Here is a 22,829-nt window from a genome sequence, read left to right as displayed (position 1 = left end):
ATCGTCGACTTTCGGTGGGGTAACAACGGTTTGTGGTGACAGATGAATAGTGGCTATCTGCATTTCCCTGAATTTGACCCGGTGATTTTTTCCGTCGGGCCAGTCTCTTTGCACTGGTATGGCGTGATGTACCTGGTCGGTTTCGTGTTTGCCATGTGGCTTGCGGGCCGCCGTGCCAATAAGCCAGGCAGCGGTTGGACAAAAGACGAAGTAGAAAACCTGCTCTACGCGGGCTTCCTGGGTGTTTTCTTGGGTGGGCGTCTTGGGTATGTTTTCTTCTACAACCTGCCTGCTTTCCTTGCCGATCCCCTGTACCTGTTCAAAGTCTGGGATGGCGGCATGTCCTTCCACGGTGGACTGGTCGGTGTTATCTGCGTGATGATCTGGTTCGCGCGTCGAACCCAGCGCTCCTTCTTCCAGGTCGCTGATTTCATTGCGCCACTGATTCCATTTGGCCTGGGCGCTGGCCGCCTTGGCAACTTCATCAATGGTGAATTGTGGGGCCGTGTTGATCCAAACTTCCAGTGGGCCATGTTGTTCCCGGGCTCCCGTAGCGAAGACATCGGCCTGCTTGCCACTCATCCAGAATGGCAGTCTTTGTTTAACACCTACGGCGTACTGCCGCGCCATCCTTCCCAGCTTTATGAAATGGTTTTGGAAGGCATTGTGCTCTTCATCATTCTTAACCTATTTATCCGCAAGCCGCGCCCAATGGGGGCCGTTTCTGGCCTGTTCCTGATTGGCTATGGCGCATTCCGTATCATCGTTGAATTCTTCCGCCAGCCGGACCAACAGTTTACCGGTGCCTGGGTTCAGTACATCAGCATGGGGCAAATCCTCTCGATTCCGATGATTGTCGCGGGTGTGATTATGATGGTTTGGGCGTATCGTCGCCGTCCACAGCAACAGCTTTCGTGAGGAAACATGCAACAGTATCTTGATTTGATGAAACATGTGCTGGAAAACGGCACACCAAAAGATGACCGTACCGGCACGGGTACGCTGTCGATTTTCGGTCATCAGATGCGCTTTAATCTGCAAGATGGTTTCCCGCTGGTTACCACTAAACGCTGCCATTTACGCTCCATCATTCATGAACTGCTGTGGTTTTTGAAAGGTGACACCAACGTGGCCTATCTGCATGAAAACAACGTCTCAATCTGGGACGAATGGGCAGATGAAAATGGTGACCTTGGCCCGGTGTATGGTAAGCAGTGGCGTTCCTGGGCTACGCCTGATGGTCGTCACATTGACCAGCTAACCACCGTAATTAACCAGCTTAAAAACGATCCGGATTCACGCCGTATCATTGTTTCTGCATGGAACGTGGGCGAGCTGGACAAAATGGCGCTGGCCCCGTGCCACGCTTTCTTCCAGTTCTATGTTGCTGACGGCAAACTCTCCTGCCAGCTTTACCAGCGTTCTTGCGATATCTTCTTAGGTCTTCCATTTAATATCGCCAGCTACGCTTTGCTGGTGCATATGATGGCGCAACAGTGCGACCTGGAAGTGGGCGATTTTGTCTGGACCGGGGGGGATACTCACCTGTACAGCAATCACCTGGAGCAAACGCGTTTGCAATTAACTCGCGAACCGCGTGCGCTGCCAAAATTGGTCATCAAACGCAAACCTGAATCTCTGTTTGACTACCGTTTTGAAGATTTCGAAATAGAAGGCTACGATCCTCACCCAGCGATTAAAGCTCCTGTGGCTATCTAATCGCTGACAGCCTGCCATAACCGGTGCCATTTGTGCGCCGGTTTTTTTTGCCCAAAAGATAGCTTTGCGAGCCGCCTTCCTGCGCTTTTGTAATCTATTGCAACAGCAAAACTTTCCTTCGAGAGCTCTCGAAAAACAAACCTTTGCCAGTAGCGGAGAATCTGGCAGTGGGCACAATGCCGCCATGAAAACAAAAGAACATGGCTTCAGCCTGATAGAAATGATGGTGGTGATGGCCCTTGTTGCAATGCTTAGCGCAGGCGGGGTTTACGGCTGGCAAAAGTGGCAGCAACAGCAGCGGCTGGGGATCGCTACGCAGCAGATTCGCAATCTGCTTGAACAGTTGCGCAGCGACGCTAACTGGCATAACCGCGACCATTTGCTTAGGGTAAATCGCAGTGCGGGAGGCTGGTGTTTGTCGAGCAAACAGATTGATGTAAACACCTGTAAGCCAGGGGGGCGCTGGCAGTTGGTCCAGCCTTTTGCAGATGTTGATATCACAGAGATAACGCCGGGGCTTGGTTTTTATGGGGTAAGAAACACCGCCTGGCCCGGGCATATTACGGTACAAAGTCCTACCGGAAAGTGGCGCATTATACTTTCGGCTCAGGGACGAATTCGTGTCTGCGAAGTGACAGGGAGTAACAAATGCAGCTAAATCAGCATGGATTCACCTTACTTGAAACACTTATTGCGATGGCATTGAGCAGTATTGTTTTGCTGGGCGCAGGCCGGTTATTTCCTGTTTTACAGCGAGCAGTGCTGCAACAATATCAAAAAGAAACCTTGCAAGAATCGCTGTGGCAATTGGCGTTTAGCGTGGGAAAACAATTGCAACGTGCAGGTTACTGTCACGGAAAGTGCCAGGGCAATGGGCTGGCACTGCGCAAGGGGGGCGAGTGTGTTCTGTTGCAATGGGATAGCAACAGTAATGGTCGATGGGAACCTTCCGGCCATTCGGAAGCTGAGCAGACTGGGTTTCGTCTTAACAATAACACTCTGGAAGCGATGCGTGGTGCAACCAGCTGTGAAGGTAGCGGCTGGGAGAAGATCTCCGATCCCGCCACTATGGTGATACAAAAATTTTCAGTAACCCAGATGGCGCGACATTCTCTGCCTCCACTACTGGTAATTGAGTTGGCAGCCGCTTTCAGAAAGGGCGAAACCCCGGTGTCTTTACGCCATATCGTTGCGGGATACAACCTGTGACCAGACTCGCTGAGAAAGGAAACTCTACCCTTGGGTTCGTGCTGCTATTGTTTTCTTTAGGGATACTTATGCTCAGTGGATTGCAACAGCAGCTAAGTCACCAACGCCATTTGGTGACCAGTGAAGTCAGTTTTATTAAACAATATGTAGCCGCCGCTTCAGCTCAAGCCTGGGGGAGCCAGCTATTGTGGCAACCGCAGCAAAAATGGCAATGCCAACACCGGCCAGAAAAAGGCTGGAAAGCGTGTGTATTACACGTAGAAAAGAGTGAGTTTGTATTGGCTGTATATGGCGTTATTTCAGGCCAGCAAACACCTTTAACGCTCTGGCAGTGGGGAACGATAGATAACTCACGTTGGTTATCAATGCCACATGGCTGGCTTGATTTTTGCCCGCTAACGGAGGCTGCCCAGTGCCAGTTACCCCAGTAAAATCAATCCAGAGTGGATTCAGTTTGATTGAAGTGCTTTGTGCGATGGCGCTGTTTTCAGTGGTGATGCTGGCCTTATTGGGTTATCACCGCGTCTTACAGCAGGGATTCCAGTCACAATGGCAATTCCGTCAGCTTTGGCGATTAGCCGCCGAAATGGGGGAACCCGAATCACCATTGCCAACCAGTGAATGGAAAGTCAGTCGGCAGCAGACATCAGCGGCGGGATGTGTCAGCATCACCGTTACGATTACCAGCCCTGTTGGGCGAACCGGGCAGTTGGCGCGGTTACATTGTCCTCAGAACGAGAAAAGTCAGGAGTAGCGATTCTATGTTGCGTGTTTACCATTCCAACCGCCTGGATGTGCTGGAAGCAATTATGGAATTTATTGTGGAAAGGCAACCGCTGCCGGACCCTTTCCAACCAGAGGTTGTGTTGGTACAAAGCACTGGTATGGCGCAATGGCTGCAAATGACGCTGGCTCAAAAATTTGGTATTGCGGCGAACATTAGTTTCCCGCTTCCGGCGAGTTTTATCTGGGATATGTTTGTACGGGTGTTACCAAACATCCCGGAACAAAGTGCGTTCAATAAGCAGAGTATGAGCTGGAAGTTGATGACGCTCATCCCCACGATGCTCGAAAGGCCTGAATTTGCCTTGCTGAACCAATATCTGGAACAGGATGAAAATGGCAGAAAACTCTCTCAGTTGGCCTCAAGAATTGCCGATCTCTATGACCAATATTTAGTATATCGACCGGGTTGGTTAAGCCATTGGGAAAAAGGGGAGCTTGTCGACAATGTGGGGGAAGCGCAACTGTGGCAGGCCCCGCTGTGGGCAGCATTAGTTCGCCATACGCATGAACTTGGGCAACCAGAATGGCACCGTGCAAACCTGTATCAACGTTTCATTGATACCCTGGAATCAAGCCGTGAATGCCCTCAGGGCTTGCCTGCCCGCGTCTTTATCTGCGGTATTTCGGCATTGCCTCCGGTCTACCTTCAGGCACTTCAGGCGCTGGGTAAACATATTGATGTGCATTTGCTGTTTACCAACCCATGTCGTTACTACTGGGGCGATATTAAAGACCCTGCCTATTTTGCCCGGTTGATTAGTCGCCGCCGCCGGAAACATGCCCAGGAAGAGATCACTCTTCCATTGTTTAAAGATAGCGAGACAGCTTCTTCGCTGTTTAACGATGACGGTCAGCAAGATATTGGCAACCCGTTGCTGGCGTCATGGGGAAAGTTAGGACGGGATTACACTTTCCTGTTAGCTGAACTACAACATTTTGAGGAAATTGACGTATTTGTCGATCTTGAACCTACTAACCTGCTGAGTTGTTTGCAGTTTGATTTGCTTGAGCTTCAGAACAATGCGGTTACCGGGCTAACCGAAGACGAGTTTGAACATAGCCATAAAAAACGCATTCTTTCTGCGGACGATCGTTCTGTCACTTTCCACGAATGTCATAGCCCTCAGCGCGAAGTTGAAGTCCTGCACGATCAACTTCTGGCGATGCTGGATGCTGACCCGACGCTAACCCCGCGCGATATTATCGTGATGGTGGCAGATATCGACAGTTACAGCCCCTTTATCCAGGCGGTATTTGGCAGCGCCGTTGGCGAGCGCAGGCTTCCTTTTGCTATTTCTGACCGTCGTGCCCGTCAGGCGCACCCGGCCCTACAAGCCTTTATCTCATTACTTTCACTCCCTGATAGCCGTTTTGCTGCGCAAGATGTTCTTGCTCTGCTTGAAGTTCCTGCCTTAGCCGCCCGTTTTTCTATTAACGAAGAAGGACTGCGTTATTTACGTCTATGGGTCAATGAGTCAGGAATCCGATGGGGGATTGATGATGACAACGTGAGAGAACTGGATCTCCCGGCAACCGGGCAGCATACATGGCGCTTTGGCTTAACCCGTATGCTGCTTGGCTATGCGATGGAAAGCCAGGCGGGGGAATGGCAGTCGATCCTTCCTTACGATGAATCGAGCGGTTTAATTGCTGAACTTGTTGGACAACTGGCTGAGCTCTTAATGCAGCTGAATATTTGGCGGCGTGAGCTTTCCGTGGCGCGGCCATTAACGGAATGGACGACCGTCTGTCGCGAGATGTTAACGAGTTTCTTCCTGCCTGATACGGAAACTGAAGCTGCGTTGGCGCTTATTGAGCAGCAGTGGCAAGAAATCATCAAATACGGTGTGGAATCGCAATATCAGGAAAACGTTCAGCTGGTTTTATTGCGGGATGATCTGGCTCAACGGCTTGACCAGGAGCGTATCAGCCAACGCTTCTTAGCCGGGCCAATCAACTTCTGCACCCTGATGCCGATGCGTTCTATCCCATTTAAAGTGGTTTGCTTGCTGGGCATGAATGACGGCATTTACCCGCGTACTTTAGCGCCGCTTGGGTTCGATTTGATGAGCCAAAAACCGCAGCGTGGGGATCGTAGCCGCCGGGATGATGACCGCTATTTGTTCCTGGAGGCCCTCAACTCCGCGCAGGTACGTTTTTATATCAGCTATATTGGGCGCTCAATCCAGGATAACAGTCAACGCTATCCTTCTGTATTGGTTGACGAACTGCTGGATTACATCGCGCAAAGCCACTGCTTGCCGCGAGACGTTGAACGTACCTGCGATGAAAGCAGCGAACAGGTGAAAAAGCATCTGGTTCAACAGCACCACCGCACTCCCTTTGAAGCAGGTAATTTTTTACCAGGAACGACATCGCAAAGTTACGCTAACGAATGGCTACCCGCTGCGAGTGAGCAGGGCCAAACCCAGGTGCCGTTTATTCAGCCGTTGCAAGAAAAGGTTCATGAGATCATTACGCTGGATCAGTTACAACGTTTCTGGCGACACCCTGTACGCGCGTTCTTCCAGATGCGTCTCGGGATTCACTTCAGGCTTGAAGAAACCGATCTTCCTGACGCCGAACCTTTCACATTAGATAGCCTTGAACGTTTCCAGATGAATCAGGAATTGCTGAATACCCTGGTTCAGGAAGGCGATACGCAGCAGTTGTTCCGTCGTTACCGGGCGGCAGGCACGTTGCCGTATGGCGCATTTGGCGAAATATTATGGGAAAACCAGTTACTCGAAATGGAGGAGCTGGCGCAAAAAGTGAGAGCCGAGCGGCAAAATGGTAGCAGCCTGGAAGTCTCACTGCAGGTTGATGGAACAAGTCTGGAAGGGTGGTTGTCGGATGTTCAGGACGATGGGCTGCTGCGTTGGCGTCCGTCAATTCTGAACCCCGCACACGGTCTGCAATTGTGGATTGAACATGTGGTTTGGTGCGCGATGGGTGGAAAGGGCGAAAGCCGTCTTTATGGACGTGATTCAACCGAGTGGAAATTCACTGCACTGGAGGTGAAACAGGCGCAACAGTACCTCAGGCAACTGGTTGAGGGATACCGGAAAGGATGGGTTGAGCCGCTCATATTACTGCCTGTAAGCGGTGGGGCATGGATAAAAGCCTGTTATGAACCGGCAAATGATGCCATTTTATGGGATGAGCAAACGCAACAGAAAGCCAAAAGTAAGCTATTGGCCGCCTGGGAAGGTAATCAGCGAGTAGAAGGCGAGGGGGCAGATATGTGGTTGCAACGCCTGTATCGAACTCTGGAGCCTGATTACTACGAAGCGATTATTACCGAAGCTGAGCGTTACTTGCTGCCGATGTTTCGCTTCAATAAAGCCTAAATAATAGTATAAAAATTGCACAATCCGGCAGGTTCATTTATGATGCGCAACTTGCTCAGGATTGGCGAAAAAAGAAACAACTAAAATAACAGATTGTTTTTAAAAGTTGTTAATGATGAGTGAGTTAGGAAGTTTCGTGATTATGAGGTTCGTGAATGCCTAAATGCAGCACCTGGTTAAAACCGCTTTTCTTGTTAGTTGCTCTTTGGGCACCATTAAGTCAGGCAGACACGGGTTGGCAACCTATCCAGGAAACTATCCGTAAAAGTGAGAAAGACAATCGCCAATATCAGGCTGTGCGCCTTGATAACGGCATGACGGTTCTGCTGGTTTCTGATCCGCAGGCTGTTAAGTCATTGTCTGCGCTGGTGGTGCCTGTTGGATCCCTTGAAGATCCTGACGACCATCTTGGCCTGGCTCACTACCTTGAACACATGACGCTGATGGGCTCCAAAAAATATCCCGAGCCGGATAGCCTGTCAGAATTCCTCAAAAAGCACGGTGGCAGCCATAACGCCAGCACCGCGACCTACCGCACCGCATTTTATCTCGAAGTGGAAAATGACGCGTTGGAAGGAGCGGTAGATCGCTTGTCGGATGCTATCGCTGAGCCAAACCTTGCCCCTGAGTATGCCGAGCGTGAACGTAACGCGGTGAACGCCGAGCTGACCCTGGCCCGCGCTCGTGACGGTATGCGTATGGCGCAGGTTAGTGCAGAAACCATTAACCCAGCGCACCCTGGTTCGCGTTTTTCTGGCGGGAATCTGGAAACTCTGCGTGATAAACCGGGTAGTAAATTGTTGGATGCGCTGGTGGCTTTTCGGGATAAATACTATTCCGCGAACCTGATGAAAGCGGTTATTTACAGCAATAAGCCTCTGCCTGAACTGGCTAAAATTGCTGTAGAAACTTATGGTCGCGTGCCGAATAAAAATATCGAACGGCCTGTTATTGATGTGCCGGTTGTGACCGAGGCGCAAAAAGGCATCGTCATTCATTATGTGCCAGCGCTGCCGCGTAAAGTGGTCCGCGTTGAATTTCGCATCGACAATAATAGCGATAAATTCCGCAGCAAAACGGATGAGCTAATTGGCTATTTGATTGGCAACCGTAGCAACAATACGCTCTCTGACTGGCTGCAAAAGCAGGGGCTTGCAGACAGCATTCGTGCTGATTCTGACCCGTTGGTGAATGGGAATAGTGGCGTGTTCGCCATTTCTGTCTCGTTAACCGACAAAGGCCTCGCACAGCGGGATGAAGTGGTTGCCGCTATATTCAGCTATTTGAATAAATTGCGTGAAACGGGCGTTGATAAAAGCTATTTCGATGAACTGGCTCATGTGCTGGATCTCGACTTCCGTTATCCGTCGATTACTCGTGATATGGATTACGTTGAATGGTTAGCTGACACCATGCTGCGTGTTCCTGTCGAGCATACGCTGGATGCCGTAAACATTGCCGATCAATACGATCCCGCAGCGATTAAATCCCGTTTGGATATGATGACGCCGCAAAATGCTCGCGTTTGGTATATCAGCCCGAAAGAGCCTCACAACAAAATGGCCTATTTTGTCGAAGCCCCTTATCAGGTCGACAAAATTACCCCGCAGGTATTTGATACCTGGCAGCAAAAAGCAGCGGCCATCAAGCTGGAGTTGCCGCGGTTGAACCCGTACATTCCTGACGACTTTACGTTGGTAAAACCTGACAAAACCTATTCTCATCCAGAGCTGCTGGTGAAAGAACCGGGATTACGCGTGCTGTATATGCCAAGTCACTACTTTGCCAGCGAACCTAAAGCTGATGTGACCATGGTGCTGCGTAACCCGCAGGCGATGGACAGTGCAAAAAATCAGGTGCTGTTTGCCTTAAATGACTACCTGGCGGGCATTGCCCTCGACGAGCTCAGTAATCAGGCTTCCATCGGCGGAATTGGTTTTTCGACCAACGCTAACAGCGGCTTAATGGTGAATGCCAACGGTTACACCCAACGTTTACCGCAGCTTTTTGAAGCGCTGTTAAAAGGGTATTTCTCTTATACACCGACGGAAGAACAGCTTGAGCAGGCGAAGTCATGGTATGCACAGATGATGGATTCTGCTGAAAAAGGCAAAGCCTACGATCAGGCGATTATGCCTGTACAAATGGTGTCGCAGGTGCCGTATTTCCAGCGTGAAATACGCCGGGCATTATTGCCAACGCTGACCTTAAAAGACGTGCTCGAATATCGTGAAGTATTAAAAACCAATGCGAAACCTGAGTTTTTAGTCCTGGGTAATATGTCTGCGGATCAGGCTAAAGATCTGGCGCATCGGGTACAAAGCCAGCTTGGTACCAAAGGGAATGAGTGGTGCCGCAATAAAGACGTGCTGGTGGATAAACAACATTTAGCGATGTTCGAAAAAACGGGGAGCAGCACTGACTCAGCATTAGCCGCGGTTTATGTACCGAAAGGTTATGACGAGATGGCGAGTACGGCTTATAGCTCAATGTTGGGGCAGATCATTCAGCCGTGGTTCTACAACCAGTTGCGCACACAGGAACAGTTGGGCTATGCGGTATTTGCCTTCCCAATGTCGATTGGCCGTCAATGGGGAATCGGCTTCTTATTGCAAAGCAATGATAAGCAACCGGCCTATTTGTATCAGCGTTTTAAAGCGTTTTACCCAATCGCTGAGCAAAAATTACGTAATATGAGTGCGGAAGATTTCGCGCAGTTGCAGCAAGGAATGATCACCGAAATAATGCAGGCGCCGCAAACTTTGTCTCAGGAAGCCTCGCAATTGAGCAAAGATTTTGATCGTGGAAACCTGGACTTTGATTCGCGTGATAAAGTAGTCGCCGAAATTAAAAAGTTGACCCCACAAAAACTGGCCGATTTCTTCCACCAGGCGGTGATTGAACCGCAGGGAATGGCTGTCCTGTCGCAAGTTTCTGGTAGCCACAATGGTAAGGCAGAGTATGCCGCTCCGGACGGTTGGAAAACCTGGAAGGAGGTCAGCGGATTGCAACAATCGTTACCACAGGTAGACGCTAAATAACATGTTCCCCGCGCCTGCGGGGATAAAACGTGAGGAATAATGACCGGAACTACGCAGCCTCTTGATCCCCTAAGTTTACCTTTGACGGGGGAGCGACTGATTGAAGCCTCTGCCGGTACCGGAAAAACGTTCACCATTGCGGCGCTGTATCTGCGTTTGTTGCTTGGCCTGGGTGGGGAAAATGCCCATCCCCGGCCTCTTTCCGTTGAAGAATTACTGGTCGTAACCTTTACTCAGGCCGCGACTGAAGAGCTCCGAGGCCGTATTCGCGCCAATATTCATGAGCTGCGTATCGCCTGTATACGCAATCGCACGGAAAATCCCCTGTTCCAAAACTTGCTGGCAGAAATCCCTGACCTTCAGCAGGCTGCCCAAATTCTGCGACTCGCCGAACAGCAAATGGACGAAGCCGCCATTTTCACCATCCATGGTTTTTGCCAGCGCATGCTTAGCCTGAATGCTTTTGAATCGGGCATGCTGTTTGAACAACAGCTCATTGAAGATGAATCGCTGTTACGCCGCCACGCATGTGCGGATTTCTGGCGACGCCATTGTTACCCATTACCTAAACCTGTTGCCCAGGTTATGGCGGATGAATGGGCGGGGCCTGATGAACTGCTCCGGGATATCAACAGTTGGCTGCAAGGCGAACAACCGGTTCTGAAACAGCCCCCGGCCGACGACGAAACGCTGCTCGCCCGTCATCAAAAAATCATCGACGCAATTGAGGATGTGAAAGCACAGTGGCGTGCCTGCGCGGATGAAATTGCGCAGATCCTGAACGTGGCTAAAATAGATCGCCGCAGTTACAGCAGTAAAAACTTACCTAACTGGCTGAATATCGTCGGTACATGGGCGCAGTCAGAAACCACAACCTACAAATTGCCCGAGCAATTAGAGCGCTTTTCTCAGTCGATGCTTGATGAGAAAACCAAAGAAGGGCAGCCGCCGCAACATCCTATTTTCAGAGCGATTAACAGCCTGCTAGGCGAACCGCTGACGCTGCGTGATTTAGTTATCGCCCGTGCGATGGCTGAAATCCGCTATACCGTGCAGCAAGAAAAACGCCGCCGTGGCGAGTTAGGTTTTGACGATATGCTGACTCGCCTTGATGAAGCGTTACGCAAACCTGGCGGTGATGCACTTGCTGCTGCGATTCGTGGCCGGTTCCCGGCGGCAATGATCGATGAGTTCCAGGATACCGATCCGCAGCAATATCGCATTTTCAGGCGCTTGTATCTCAATCAGCCAGATACGGCGCTCCTGCTTATCGGTGATCCAAAACAGGCTATTTACGCATTCCGTGGCGCGGATATTTTTACCTATATGAAAGCCCGCCGCGAGGTAAGTGCCCACTATACGTTGGACACTAACTGGCGCTCATCGCCGATGATGATAAACAGCGTAAATACTCTGTTCCAACAACTGGATAATCCTTTCTTATTTCAGCAAATTCCCTTCTTGCCCGTGAAAGCGGCGGAGAAGAACAGCGGCCTGCGTTTTACTTTTAAAGGAAAAACACAGGCGGCGCTGTCTCTTTGGGTTAAGCCCGGCGATGGATGTGGTGTAAGTGATTACCAACAAACCATGGCGATGCAGTGTGCCCAGCAGATTCGTGACTGGCTGAGTGCCGGGCAGCGCGGCGAAGCATTGCTTTGGAAAGGTGAAAAATCTCGCCCGGTGCAGTCTTCAGACATTACGATTTTGGTGCGTAGCCGCGGCGAAGCATCCATTGTGCGCGAAGCGTTGGGCGCCCTGAATATTCCCTCGGTCTATCTCTCAAATCGTGACTCGGTATTTGCCACACCGGAAGCCCGTGAAATCCTGTGGATTTTACAGGCGGTGCTGGCACCTGAAATAGAAACCGCGCTGCGTAGTGCTGTCGCAACCAGTATGTTAGGCCTCGATGCCAGAATGATTGAGGCGTTAAACAATGACGAAAATGCCTGGGATCGATTGGTCGAAGAGTTTTCGGAGTATCGCCAAATTTGGCTCCGCAGGGGTGTGATGCCCATGCTACGGGCGTTGATCGCACATCGCCAGGTCGCCGAAAACCTGCTGGCGACACCGGGCGGCGAGCGGCGTCTTACCGATATTCTGCACATCAGCGAATTGTTGCAGGAAGAGTCCGCGCAAACCGACAGCGAACACGCTTTGGTTCGTTGGCTGGCGCAGCAGGTGGCTGAGCCTGATAACAACGCAGCCAGCCAACAACTGCGTCTCGAAAGCGATCGGCATCTGGTTCAGGTCGTAACTATCCATAAATCCAAAGGGCTGGAATATCCGCTGGTCTGGTTGCCATTTATTGCTAATTACCGTGCGCAGAGCAGCGGCCTGTACCACGACCGCTCAACCTTTTCGCCGTTACTGGATTTAAGCGATGATGCGGAAAGCCTGAGCCTTGCGGAAGAAGAACGTCTGGCTGAAGATTTACGTCTGCTGTATGTAGCGTTGACGCGCTCCGTCTGGCATTGCAGCCTCGGTGTCGCTCCGTTGTTTAAAGGAAATCGCGCCAAAAAAGGGAACAGCGATCTCCATTTGGGCGCGCTCGGCTATCTTCTGCAAAAAGGTGAGGCGAAAGATGCGGCGGGGTTGCAGGCGTGCCTGATGGAACTGGCCGGTGAGTCAATCAGCGTCGAAGAACCTGAGTCGGAAGATCACACCCCATGGAAACCGGTGAGTGCAGACCGGCCTGAACTCAGCGCCCGGAAGATGAAAAGGTACGTTGTAGATACCTGGCGCGTGACCAGTTACTCCGGCTTGCAGCAGCATGGTGGTAGTCAGGCGTTAGATTTATTGCCGCGTCTGGATGTGGATGCCGCAGGTGTGGCACCGGTGCAAAGTGAGCCATTACTTACGCCGCACACCTTCCCGCGTGGTGCAGGGCCTGGCACATTCTTGCATAGCCTTTTTGAAGGGATTGATTTTACTCAGCCGCTGGATGACGTCTGGATTGCACAGCACCTGGCGTCTCAAGGTTTTGGTGAAGAGTGGCAGCCGATTATCACGCAGTGGTTGCAGGCAATTTTACAGGCTCCGTTGAATGAAACAGGCGTGTCGCTAAACCAGTTAACGCCTCAAGAAAAACAGGTCGAGTTGGAATTCTATCTGCCGATAGAGAGTGATTTGCAGGCCACAGATTTAGACGCCCTGGTGCGCGAATATGACCCGCTCTCAGCCAGTTGCCCGCCGTTAAATTTCAGGCAGGTGCGCGGCATGTTGAAAGGTTTTATCGATCTTGTGTTCCGCTGGCAGGGGCGCTATTACCTGCTGGATTACAAGTCCAACTGGCTAGGCGAAGACAGCAGCGCTTATACCCCGGAAGCGATGGCGGGTGCGATGCAATCCCATCGCTATGACCTGCAATATCAACTCTATACGCTGGCGCTACACCGTTATCTGCGCCACCGTATTCCTGATTACGATTACCAGCGCCATTTCGGCGGCGTTATTTATCTTTTCTTGCGTGGGATTGAAAACAACGGTTCGCCGCAAGGGATATTTTCGACATGCCCTGATGTGCAATTGATTACAAAAATGGATGCGCTTTTTGCCTGCAAAACGGATGAGGTCACGCCATGAAAATGTCTGAGCTTTTACAGTCGGCAGTCGAGCAAAAGTTATTGCGTGCCCTGGATTCGCAGTTCGCGATGATGATTGCCAGCGACGAACAGCCTGCCGTGATGCTTGCCGCCGCATTGGTCAGCCACGATGCGGGCGAAGGCCATGTGTGCATTCCTCTTTCACGTCTTAGCCCGGAATTCTGTTTTGCCGGACGACAGCCAGATTTGGCGGCACAACTCTTTGCTCAGGCTGGAATAGAAACGGAATGGCGCGAGGCGCTGCTTGCATCGCCTGCGGTCAGTGAGCATGACGGGGCCACGCCGTTGAAGCTGATTGGGGAACGGCTCTATTTGAACCGGATGTGGCAAAACGAGCAGTCGGTCGCGCGTTTTTTTGGCGAGGAAAACCGCGCGATATCGCTGGATGAAACCAAAGTCATTAGCGTGCTGAATCAGCTTTTTGAACCTATGGCCGAGACCGACTGGCAGAAAGTGGCGGCAGCCGTGGCGCTGACGCGACGCATTTCGGTGATTTCTGGCGGGCCAGGTACCGGCAAAACGACAACCGTCGCTAAGCTCCTCGCCGCCCTGGTTCAGCTTTCAGATGCCAAACCTTTACGTATCCAGTTAGCGGCGCCGACCGGTAAAGCGGCGGCGCGTCTGACGGAATCATTAGGTTCGGCGTTACGCCGATTGCCGCTCGATGATGAACAAAAAGCTGCGTTACCTGACGATGCGTGTACGTTGCACCGATTATTGGGCGCGCAGCCCAATAGCCAGCGCCTGCGTTATCACGCCGGGAATCCGCTGCATCTTGATGTGCTGGTGGTTGATGAAGCCTCAATGGTGGATTTACCGATGATGGCAAAACTGATCAACGCGCTGCCCGCGCATGCGCGGGTTATCTTCCTCGGTGACCGCGATCAGCTGGCTTCGGTAGAAGCGGGGGCGGTGCTCGGGGATATCTGCCATTACGTTACGCATGGATATTCGCCCGCAAGGGCGGCAGAGTTAAGCCAACTGACGGGGTATTCACTTCCCGCAGGAGATGGAAATCAGGCAAGCGTGCTGCGTGACGGGCTTTGCCTGCTGCAAAAAAGTTACCGTTTTGATAGCCGTTCCGGTATCGGGCAACTGGCATTTGCGGTGAATGCCAGTGACGCAAAACGCTCTAAAGCCCTATTCACGCAAGGTTTTGGTGATATTACGAAGCAACCGCTGCGAGAGACGGACGATTACGCCGCGATGATTGCGGATGCGGTAGAGGGTTATCGGCCATATCTGGAGTTAATGCGTAATCAGGCGGAACCCGCGGCTATTCTCGAAGCATTCGGACGTTACCAGCTCTTATGCGCGTTGCGGGACGGCCCGTTTGGCGTTAGCGGCTTGAACCATCGTATCGAACAGGCGCTGATTCAAAAACGGCTGATTGAACGGCCAAATCAGGCGGCATCGCGCTGGTATAACGGCAGGCCCATTATGATTTCCCGTAACGATAGCGCGTTGGGCCTGTTCAACGGCGACATTGGTATCGCCCTGGATAGAGGCGAGGGGCTGCGGGTATGGTTCCCGATGCCGGATGGTTCCATCAAATCCGTGCAGCCGAGCCGTTTGCCGGGCCACGACACCGCTTTTGCCATGACGGTTCACAAGTCGCAGGGTTCGGAGTTTGACCACGCGGCACTGGTGCTGCCCAATCAATTTACCGCCGTGGTTACGCGTGAACTGGTTTATACGGCGATTACGCGTGCGCGAAATAGATTATCTCTGTATGCCGACGATCGGGTGTTAGATAAGGCGATAGTGACGAAGACCGAACGGCGGAGCGGATTGATGGAGAGTTTTAGCTAGCCCTTTGCAGGGCTAGTTTCTTGTCGATTACGCTAAATCAGCCATCAGCACTTTCGAACGGCGCTGGTAGTTGTACATCTCTTTTTTGCTTTCCGGCAGCAGCTCAACGTCGACCGGCATAAATCCGCGTTCCTGGAACCAGTGAATGCTACGCGTGGTGAGCACGAACAGCTTGCTCAGACCCATTTGACGGGCTTGGGTAGCAATGCGTTGCAGTAAAACTTCGCCGCGCGATGAACTGCGATAATCTGGATGCACCGCCACGCAGGCCATTTCGCCAATCCCTTCTTCCTGGAAAGGATAGAGTGCGGCACAGGCGATGGTCAGGTTATCGCGTTGAATGATGGTGAATTTATCGATCTCCATTTCCAGTTGTTCACGCGAGCGACGCACCAGAATACCTTGCTGCTCAAGCGGGCGAATCAGTTCCAGAATGCCGCCGATGTCGTTGATGGTGGCGCGACGAATTTGCTCGGCACTTTCCATCACAATCTGCGTGCCAATCCCATCGCGGGAGAACAGTTCCTGCAACAGCGCACCGTCTTCCTGATAGCTGATTAAATGGCTGCGGCGTACGCCGCTGCGGCAGGCCTTCACCGCTCCACGTAAGAAGCGCACGGTGCCAGAGTGGTAATCACCGGACTCTTCCAGCTCTTCAATGCGTTCTTGCGCATCGTTAGGGAATAATTCGGAAACGATATTACCGTTGTCGTCGATAACCCCTTGTGAAGAGCAGAAGCCAATCATTTTCTCGGCTTTAAGTTTAACCGCCAGTTGCGTGGCAATTTCTTCAGACGTGAGGTTAAAACTTTCGCCGGTGACGGAGACTGCGACCGGGCCCATTAACACAATTGCCCCGTTATCGAGTTGGCGGTGGATAGCGTCTTCGTCGATGCGGCGAACGCGGCCGCTGTGGCAATAATCGACGCCGTCATCCACGCCCAGCGGCTGAGCGATAATAAAGTTTCCGCTCACCACGTTGATATGCGCCCCTTGCAACGGAGTGTTACCGAGGCTCATAGATAACCGCGCGGTAATATCCAACTGCAATAAACCCGCGGCCTGTTTTACCAATTCCAGAGTTTTTGCATCCGTGACACGCGTATGTTTATGGTAGATAGGTTCATGATTATGCGAGGCCAGATTGGCGTCAATTTGCGGGCGTGCGCCATACACCACCACCAGACGGATCCCCAGGCTGTGCAGCAGCCCAATATCGTTCACGATGCTGGAAAAGTTCTCGTGTTCAATGGCTTCGCCGCCAAGCATAATGACAAACGTTTTTCCCCGATGGGCATTTATATAGGGAACAGAATGGCGGAATCCCTGTACCAGTTCGGTTCTACGTTCCTTCACCACGGCAAGCCCTCATTGCATGATTATTCGTAATTTCTGTATTTTTATTCTTTTATTGCTTCTGGTGCAAGCAGCAATTGCCGCAAAGCAGATATTTCTGCATTCGACACCCCATGTGCTTGATTGCGAATGTTTACCCTTTTAAGGGTGACAGCCAGAGCGTGTTTCGTTAAAGTTTTCGGCTCAAAAAATAAAAGTGATTAAACGATTCACGGAAATACACCGCTCAGGAGAGCTATGCCAGATTCCCGTTCATTAATTAGCCGTCGCCGCTTATTGCAGGGCGCGGGTGCTATGTGGCTACTGAGTGTGAGCCAGGTTGGCTTTGCGGCCTCAAGCCTGGTCGTTGCGGTGCGTGTTTGGCCCGCATCCTCTTATACTCGCGTCACGCTGGAATCGAACAAGCAGCTTAAATATCGGCAGTTTGCTTTGAGCAATCCCGATAGGGTGGTTGTAGATATTGAAGGTGTGAATTTAAATTCAGTATTGAAAGGTATTGGCGGCCAGGTTCGTAGTGACGATCCGTTTATTAAATCGGCGCGCGTCGGGCAGTTTGACCCGCAGACCGTGCGCATGGTTTTTGAGCTTAAACAGAACGTCACGCCGCACTTGTTTGCTCTGGCGCCGGTAGCTGAATTTAAAGAACGCCTGGTGATGGATCTCTATCCGGCAAATATGAATAGCGAGCAAGACCCGCTGTTAGCGCTGCTGGAAGATTACAATAACGGCAAGCTGGATAAAGACAAGCCGCCTTCGCCGGAACAAGGCCCACAGCCGGGGAAAGCGGGGCGCGATCGTCCTATCGTGATCATGCTTGATCCTGGCCACGGTGGGGAAGATCCCGGCGCAATCGGGCCGAACAAAACGCGTGAAAAAGACATTGTGCTGCAAATCGCTCGTCGCCTGAAGGCGCTGATCGATAAAGAAGCGAATATGAGAGCCTATATGACGCGCAACGAGGATGTGTTTATCCCGTTAAAAGTCAGGGTGGCGAAGGCGCAGAAGCAACGCGCCGATCTGTTTGTTTCTATTCATGCGGATGCGTTTACCTCTGGGGCGGCACGTGGCTCATCGGTATTTGCCTTATCCACCAAAGGGGCGACCAGTACCGCGGCAAAATTCCTCGCGCAAACGCAGAACGCCGCCGACTTAATCGGTGGGGTAAGTAAGAGTGGCGACAGGTATCTCGACCATACAATGTTCGACATGGTGCAGTCATTGACCATCAACGACAGTCTTAAATTTGGCAAAGAAGTGCTGACCCGTCTTGGTCGCGTAAATAAACTGCATAAAAACAGTGTCGATCAGGCAGGGTTTGCGGTTTTGAAAGCGCCGGATATTCCCTCCATTCTGGTAGAAACCGCGTTTCTGAGTAACGTTGAAGAAGAGCGTAAGCTGCGCACGGCGACATTCCAGCAGGAAGTGGCTGAGTCCATTCTGGCGGGTATCAAGGCGTATTTTGCGGATAGCTCGCGATTAGCGCGGCGTGGATAATACTTTGTCGGATGACGCTTGCGCTTATCCGACCTACAACAGCATTTCGTAGGGTTGATAAACGTCATCCACCAAATAACACGAATTTCAGATACAAAAAAAGCACTCCTGAGAGTGCTTTAATGTTGGTTGCGGGGGCCAGATTTGAACTGACGACCTTCGGGTTATGAGCCCGACGAGCTACCAGGCTGCTCCACCCCGCGTCCGTAAACTTCTTTAGTACCCAAATGATTTTCATCATTGCGCGAAACTCAGCGACTTAGTTGGTTGCGGGGGCCAGATTTGAACTGACGACCTTCGGGTTATGAGCCCGACGAGCTACCAGGCTGCTCCACCCCGCGTCCGTATAACTATCTACTGCTAATGATTTTCATCATCGCGCTACGTTCAGCGACTTTTTAATTGGTTGCGGGGGCCAGATTTGAACTGACGACCTTCGGGTTATGAGCCCGACGAGCTACCAAGCTGCTCCACCCCGCGTCCGTGGAAGCGCACTATACTCTGCTCGGCTTTTGATGCAACCCTTTTTTTAAAAAATCCGCGATTTGTCTCATCTAACTGATAATAATTTAATTTAAGTACAAATAGTGAACACATCTGGCTGGTGTCGGGCGCAACACGTTTAATTCTTGTGGCGTGTTTGCTATCTTCCCCGTGGCGTAATGCGGCATAAACTGGGCGAGGACGTAATGATAGGACGTTGGACGAAGTACATAGTAACAGGAGTGGTCGTTGCCATTTTGGCAGGCTGTTCCTCAAAACCGACAGATAAAGGTCAGCAATATAAGGATGGGAAATTTACCCAGCCCTTTTCCCTCGTAAACCGACCGGATGCGGTGGGTGCCCCGATTAACGGCGGCGACTTTGCTGAGCAAGTAAACCAGATTCGTTCTGCGTCTCCACGTCTCTATAATAGCAAGAGTGATGTTTACAGTGCCGTTCAGCAGTGGCTGCGCGCCGGGGGCGATACCAGCAAGCTCAGCCAGTACGGCATTGATGCCTGGCAAATGGAAGGCGCGGACAACTACGGTAACGTGCAATTCACGGGTTACTACACGCCGGTGGTTCAGGCACGTCACACGCCTCAGGGTGAGTTCCAGTACCCTATCTACCGCATGCCACCAAAACGTGGCCGTCTGCCTTCCCGCGCAGAGATTTATCGCGGTGCGCTCGGCGACAGCTACATTCTTGCCTACAGTAACTCCTTAATGGATAACTTCATTATGGACGTGCAGGGCAGCGGTTATATCGATTTTGGCGACGGCCAGCCGTTAACCTTCTTTGGTTATTCAGGTAAAAATGGCCACGCCTACCGCAGTATCGGCAAAGTGCTGATCGACCGCGGTGAAGTGAAGAAAGAAGATATGTCGATGCAGGCGATTCGTCACTGGGGCGAAACCCATAGCCAGGCTGAAGTGCAGGAGCTGCTGGAGCAGAATCCCTCTTTCGTCTTCTTTAAGCCTGCAAACTTTGCGCCGGTGAAAGGGGCGAGTGCGGTACCGTTGATTGGCCGTGCGTCGGTTGCCTCAGACCGCTCTATTATTCCTGCCGGGACTACGCTTCTGACCGAAGTGCCGCTGCTGGATAATAACGGCAAATTTAACGGGCAATATGAGCTGCGTGTCATGGTGGCGCTGGATGTGGGCGGGGCTATTAAAGGCCAGCACTTTGATATTTACCAGGGTATCGGGCCTGATGCAGGGCACCGCGCGGGTTGGTATAACCATTATGGCCGAGTGTGGGTCTTGAAAAACGCACCGGGCAGCGGCGGTAACGTATTTAGCGGCTAATGCTGCAATCTTCCCTCCTTCTGAATACGGGCTGTATAATCAGCCCGTCTGTTTTCCCTGAGGATCTCCTGATGTCTGTAGTTTTGACCGATGCCTGGCTGCAACGCTTTGGCGGTACTGCGCGTTTGTATGGCCGTGATGCTTTGCAACTTTTTGCTGATGCACATGTATGCGTGATTGGCATTGGCGGCGTGGGCTCATGGGCCGCAGAAGCGCTGGCACGTACCGGTATCGGTGCGATTACACTTATCGACATGGACGATGTTTGCGTCACCAATACCAACCGCCAGATTCACGCTTTGCGTGATAACGTCGGCCTGGCAAAAACGGACGTTATGGCAGCTCGCATCCGCGAAATTAACCCTGAGTGCCGCGTGACGGTGGTGGATGACTTTATTACTGCCGAAAACACCGCACAGCTACTTAATCAAGGTTTTAGCTATGTGATTGACGCTATTGATAGCGTGCGCCCGAAAGCGGCGCTGATCGCATATTGCCGCCGCAATAAAATCCCGTTGGTAACGACCGGCGGCGCGGGTGGGCAAATCGATCCTACGCAGATTCAGGTGACCGATCTGGCGAAAACAATTCAGGATCCGCTGGCGGCAAAACTGCGTGAAAGATTAAAAAGCGATTTTAGCGTGGTGAAAAACAGCAAAGGAAAGCTCGGAATTGATTGCGTCTTTTCGACTGAAGCGCTGGTTTATCCGCAGGCAGATGGATCGGTATGCGCCATGAAAAGCACCGCTGAAGGCCCAAAAAGAATGGATTGCGCATCGGGTTTTGGCGCAGCAACCATGGTCACCGCCAGTTTTGGCTTTGTGGCGGTTTCCCATGTATTAAAGAAAATGATGGCGAAAGCAGCTCGCAATCAGGCTTGAGCCGCAATGCGAACGGCTTGCGCTAATGCCGCAAGCCCGCTGCTACGTGAAGCACTTAGCTGATTACGCAGCCCTAAATCATCAAACAGGGCGAGAGGATCTTCACTGAGCAGTTGTTGCGCCGTTTTACCTTCAACCGCGGTTAATAGCACTGCAAGTAATCCTCGAACGATGCGCCCTTCGCTGTCTCCGTAGAAGTGCATTTTACCGTTGGTGGCGTCACGCTCGTGACCTAACCAGACGCGGTTCTCGCAGCCCGCAATTTCGATTTCTTCGCGCTTTAAGTTTGCAGGCAGAGCCGGAAGCTGTTTCCCTAACAGAATTAGCTGGCGATATTTATCTTCCCACTGCTGTAATGGCGCAAATGTCGCTCGCAAGCTGTCGGCGGTAATTGAGGTGCCAAAAGGATGCCCGGCTAAAAATCCACTTGTCATTTAATCCACCAAAATTTCCAGGGCGCTGTCGATAGCTTTGATCAGGGCATCGACATCGTTTTGCGTGTTATACGGGGCAAAAGAGGCGCGTAATGTGCCGCTAACGCCCAGCGCTGCGAGCAATGGCTGGGCGCAATGTTGCCCGGCACGTAATGAAATACCCGCTTCAGCCAGTAGCGTGACCATATCGTTATGGTGAATGCCGGCGAAATCAAACGCCAGCAGGCTTGAATCCTGGCAGCGGAAGCTGCGAAAACCAGGGCGTTTTGCCAGCTCTGCTTCGGCAAGCGTTGCAAGCCCACGGCTGTAAGATTCAGCTTCTTGCAGATCAACGGACTCTAACCATTCAAGAGCCGCGCTCAGGCCAATCACACCCGCAACGTTTGGCGTACCCGCTTCAAAGCGATACGGCACCGGCTGCGTTTTAAACCCTTCAAATGAGACGTGAGTGATCATCTTGCCGCCGCCCAGCCACGGTGACATTTCCTCCAGCAATTCACTTTTACCATATAGCGCACCGATGCCGGTTGGGCCATAAAGTTTATGGGCTGAGAAAGCATAAAAATCGATATCCAGCGCTTGTACATCAGGCGGGCTATGCACCACACCTTGCGCGCCATCGACCATCACAACGGCGCCCGCCGCATGAGCAAGCGTAATCGCTTTTGCCAGATCCGGACAGCCGCCCGTGACATTAGACATTTGCCCTAATGCCAGGATTTTAGTGCGCTCGTTAAGAAGTGCAGGCAGTTGGTTTAAGTCGGCGAGATAATCTTTGCCTAGCGGCAATTTGATAACGTTAGCGCCCGTTTGCTCAGCCACCATCAACCACGGCACAAAGTTTGCGTGATGCTCGGCTTCGCTAACAATAATTTCATCGCCAGGTTGCAGGCGAGGGCGGGCGTAACACTGGGCGACCAGATTGATCGCTTCGGTCGTTCCGCGCGTCCAGATAATATCTTTTCCCGTCGGGGCATTGAGCAGCGCCGCTACGCTGTCGCGGGCCGCTTCATACCGCTCGGTAAGGCGCTGTGCAGCAGCAAATTGGCTGCGATGCACATTCCCGGCGCTCAGGCTATAAAACTGCTCAGTGGCCTCAATGACGGCGAGCGGTTTTAGCGTGGTAGCGGCGCTATCCAGATAGACACCTGCATCGGTCAGCGCCGGAAACTGGCTGCGAAAAATGGCTGGATTAAATGTTTTCATGATTTTCCTCGTATCCAATGTGACGATCGTCGCGCATTTGTCTTAATCACACAAGGGATCAATAACCTTCGGAATTGTCTGCTTCAACTGGCAAGGTTTTGAAAGAGAGTTATGCTGATTAGTGTTAGGGGAATGTTTCACCCTATTTA

16 protein-coding genes and 3 tRNA genes are annotated in these 22,829 nt (G+C 51.8%); 13 read left to right on the top strand and 6 right to left on the bottom strand.

What is annotated here, in order from left to right; all coding sequences use genetic code 11:
• Window positions 1-42 precede the first annotated feature (42 nt).
• From lgt to recD, 10 genes are all read left to right on the top strand, one after another.
• The gene (gene lgt / locus AB1E22_RS05220) at window positions 43-918 is read left to right on the top strand and encodes a prolipoprotein diacylglyceryl transferase (RefSeq protein WP_367594380.1); all 876 of its coding nucleotides are present in this window, start codon (window positions 43-45) and stop codon (window positions 916-918) included.
• Window positions 919-924: 6 nt separating this feature from the next.
• Window positions 925-1,719 (top strand): thymidylate synthase, encoded by a 795-nt coding sequence (gene thyA / locus AB1E22_RS05215; protein WP_120063226.1) that lies wholly within the window; start codon window positions 925-927, stop codon window positions 1,717-1,719.
• Window positions 1,720-1,903: 184 nt separating this feature from the next.
• Window positions 1,904-2,377, top strand: coding sequence for a prepilin peptidase-dependent protein (locus AB1E22_RS05210; RefSeq protein ID WP_367594379.1), 474 nt, complete (start codon window positions 1,904-1,906; stop codon window positions 2,375-2,377).
• Entirely contained in the window at window positions 2,368-2,928 is a 561-nt protein-coding gene (locus AB1E22_RS05205) for a prepilin peptidase-dependent protein (RefSeq protein WP_367594378.1), read from the top strand. The genes AB1E22_RS05210 and AB1E22_RS05205 overlap by 10 nt, the downstream gene beginning before the upstream one ends.
• 68 nt (window positions 2,929-2,996) lie before the next feature.
• Window positions 2,997-3,359 carry a DUF2509 family protein gene (locus AB1E22_RS05200; protein WP_367594377.1) on the top strand — a complete coding sequence of 121 codons (363 nt, stop codon included), beginning with the start codon at window positions 2,997-2,999 and terminating at the stop codon, window positions 3,357-3,359.
• Window positions 3,341-3,682, top strand: coding sequence for a prepilin-type N-terminal cleavage/methylation domain-containing protein (locus AB1E22_RS05195; RefSeq protein WP_367594376.1), 342 nt, complete (start codon window positions 3,341-3,343; stop codon window positions 3,680-3,682). The genes AB1E22_RS05200 and AB1E22_RS05195 overlap by 19 nt, the downstream gene beginning before the upstream one ends.
• Before the next feature lie 7 nt (window positions 3,683-3,689).
• Window positions 3,690-7,064 carry an exodeoxyribonuclease V subunit gamma gene (gene recC, locus AB1E22_RS05190; RefSeq protein WP_367594375.1) on the top strand — a complete coding sequence of 1,125 codons (3,375 nt, stop codon included), beginning with the start codon at window positions 3,690-3,692 and terminating at the stop codon, window positions 7,062-7,064.
• Between the two features lie 155 nt (window positions 7,065-7,219).
• Window positions 7,220-10,105 (top strand): pitrilysin, encoded by a 2,886-nt coding sequence (gene ptrA, locus AB1E22_RS05185; protein WP_367594374.1) that lies wholly within the window; start codon window positions 7,220-7,222, stop codon window positions 10,103-10,105.
• A 39-nt stretch (window positions 10,106-10,144) separates the two neighbouring features.
• A complete protein-coding gene (recB, locus tag AB1E22_RS05180; RefSeq protein ID WP_367594373.1) occupies window positions 10,145-13,687 on the top strand; it encodes an exodeoxyribonuclease V subunit beta in 3,543 nt (1,180 codons plus the stop codon).
• Complete coding sequence (gene recD / locus AB1E22_RS05175; protein WP_367594372.1) at window positions 13,684-15,519, top strand: exodeoxyribonuclease V subunit alpha; 1,836 nt, start codon at window positions 13,684-13,686, stop codon at window positions 15,517-15,519. The genes recB and recD overlap by 4 nt, the downstream gene beginning before the upstream one ends.
• 27 nt (window positions 15,520-15,546) lie before the next feature.
• Here the strand turns inward: recD and argA are convergent, their stop codons facing one another.
• On the bottom strand, window positions 15,547-16,878 hold the full coding sequence (argA, locus tag AB1E22_RS05170; protein WP_367594371.1) for an amino-acid N-acetyltransferase: 1,332 nt from the start codon (window positions 16,876-16,878) through the stop codon (window positions 15,547-15,549).
• A gap of 234 nt (window positions 16,879-17,112) precedes the next feature.
• Between argA and amiC the strand changes: the two genes are divergently transcribed.
• Window positions 17,113-18,369 carry an N-acetylmuramoyl-L-alanine amidase AmiC gene (gene amiC, locus AB1E22_RS05165; RefSeq protein ID WP_367594370.1) on the top strand — a complete coding sequence of 419 codons (1,257 nt, stop codon included), beginning with the start codon at window positions 17,113-17,115 and terminating at the stop codon, window positions 18,367-18,369.
• A 126-nt stretch (window positions 18,370-18,495) separates the two neighbouring features.
• On the opposite strand, the gene AB1E22_RS05160 is transcribed toward amiC, so the two are convergent.
• The 3 genes from AB1E22_RS05160 to AB1E22_RS05150 form a co-directional block, all read right to left on the bottom strand.
• Window positions 18,496-18,572: transfer RNA gene (locus AB1E22_RS05160), tRNA-Met, on the bottom strand.
• A 61-nt stretch (window positions 18,573-18,633) separates the two neighbouring features.
• Window positions 18,634-18,710 (bottom strand) — tRNA-Met (locus tag AB1E22_RS05155).
• A 62-nt stretch (window positions 18,711-18,772) separates the two neighbouring features.
• Window positions 18,773-18,849, bottom strand: a tRNA-Met gene (locus AB1E22_RS05150).
• A gap of 209 nt (window positions 18,850-19,058) precedes the next feature.
• On the opposite strand from AB1E22_RS05150, the gene mltA reads away from it, so the two are divergent.
• Window positions 19,059-20,159, top strand: a complete 1,101-nt coding sequence (gene mltA / locus AB1E22_RS05145; protein WP_367594369.1) for a murein transglycosylase A — start codon at window positions 19,059-19,061, stop codon at window positions 20,157-20,159.
• 71 nt (window positions 20,160-20,230) lie between these two features.
• Entirely contained in the window at window positions 20,231-21,040 is an 810-nt protein-coding gene (gene tcdA / locus AB1E22_RS05140; RefSeq protein WP_367594368.1) for a tRNA cyclic N6-threonylcarbamoyladenosine(37) synthase TcdA, read from the top strand.
• Here the strand turns inward: tcdA and csdE are convergent.
• Together csdE and csdA are read right to left on the bottom strand one after the other, a co-directional pair.
• On the bottom strand, window positions 21,031-21,474 hold the full coding sequence (csdE, locus tag AB1E22_RS05135) for a cysteine desulfurase sulfur acceptor subunit CsdE (RefSeq protein ID WP_367594367.1): 444 nt from the start codon (window positions 21,472-21,474) through the stop codon (window positions 21,031-21,033). The genes tcdA and csdE overlap by 10 nt on opposite strands.
• Window positions 21,475-22,680 carry a cysteine desulfurase CsdA gene (csdA, locus tag AB1E22_RS05130; protein ID WP_367594366.1) on the bottom strand — a complete coding sequence of 402 codons (1,206 nt, stop codon included), beginning with the start codon at window positions 22,678-22,680 and terminating at the stop codon, window positions 21,475-21,477.
• Window positions 22,681-22,829: the final 149 nt, after the last annotated feature.

The organism is Buttiauxella gaviniae (assembly GCF_040786275.1).
Taxonomy (GTDB): domain Bacteria; phylum Pseudomonadota; class Gammaproteobacteria; order Enterobacterales; family Enterobacteriaceae; genus Buttiauxella; species Buttiauxella gaviniae_A.
The sequence above is the reverse complement of the archived record's forward strand: the minus strand, read 5'-3'. Positions and strand labels throughout refer to the sequence as shown.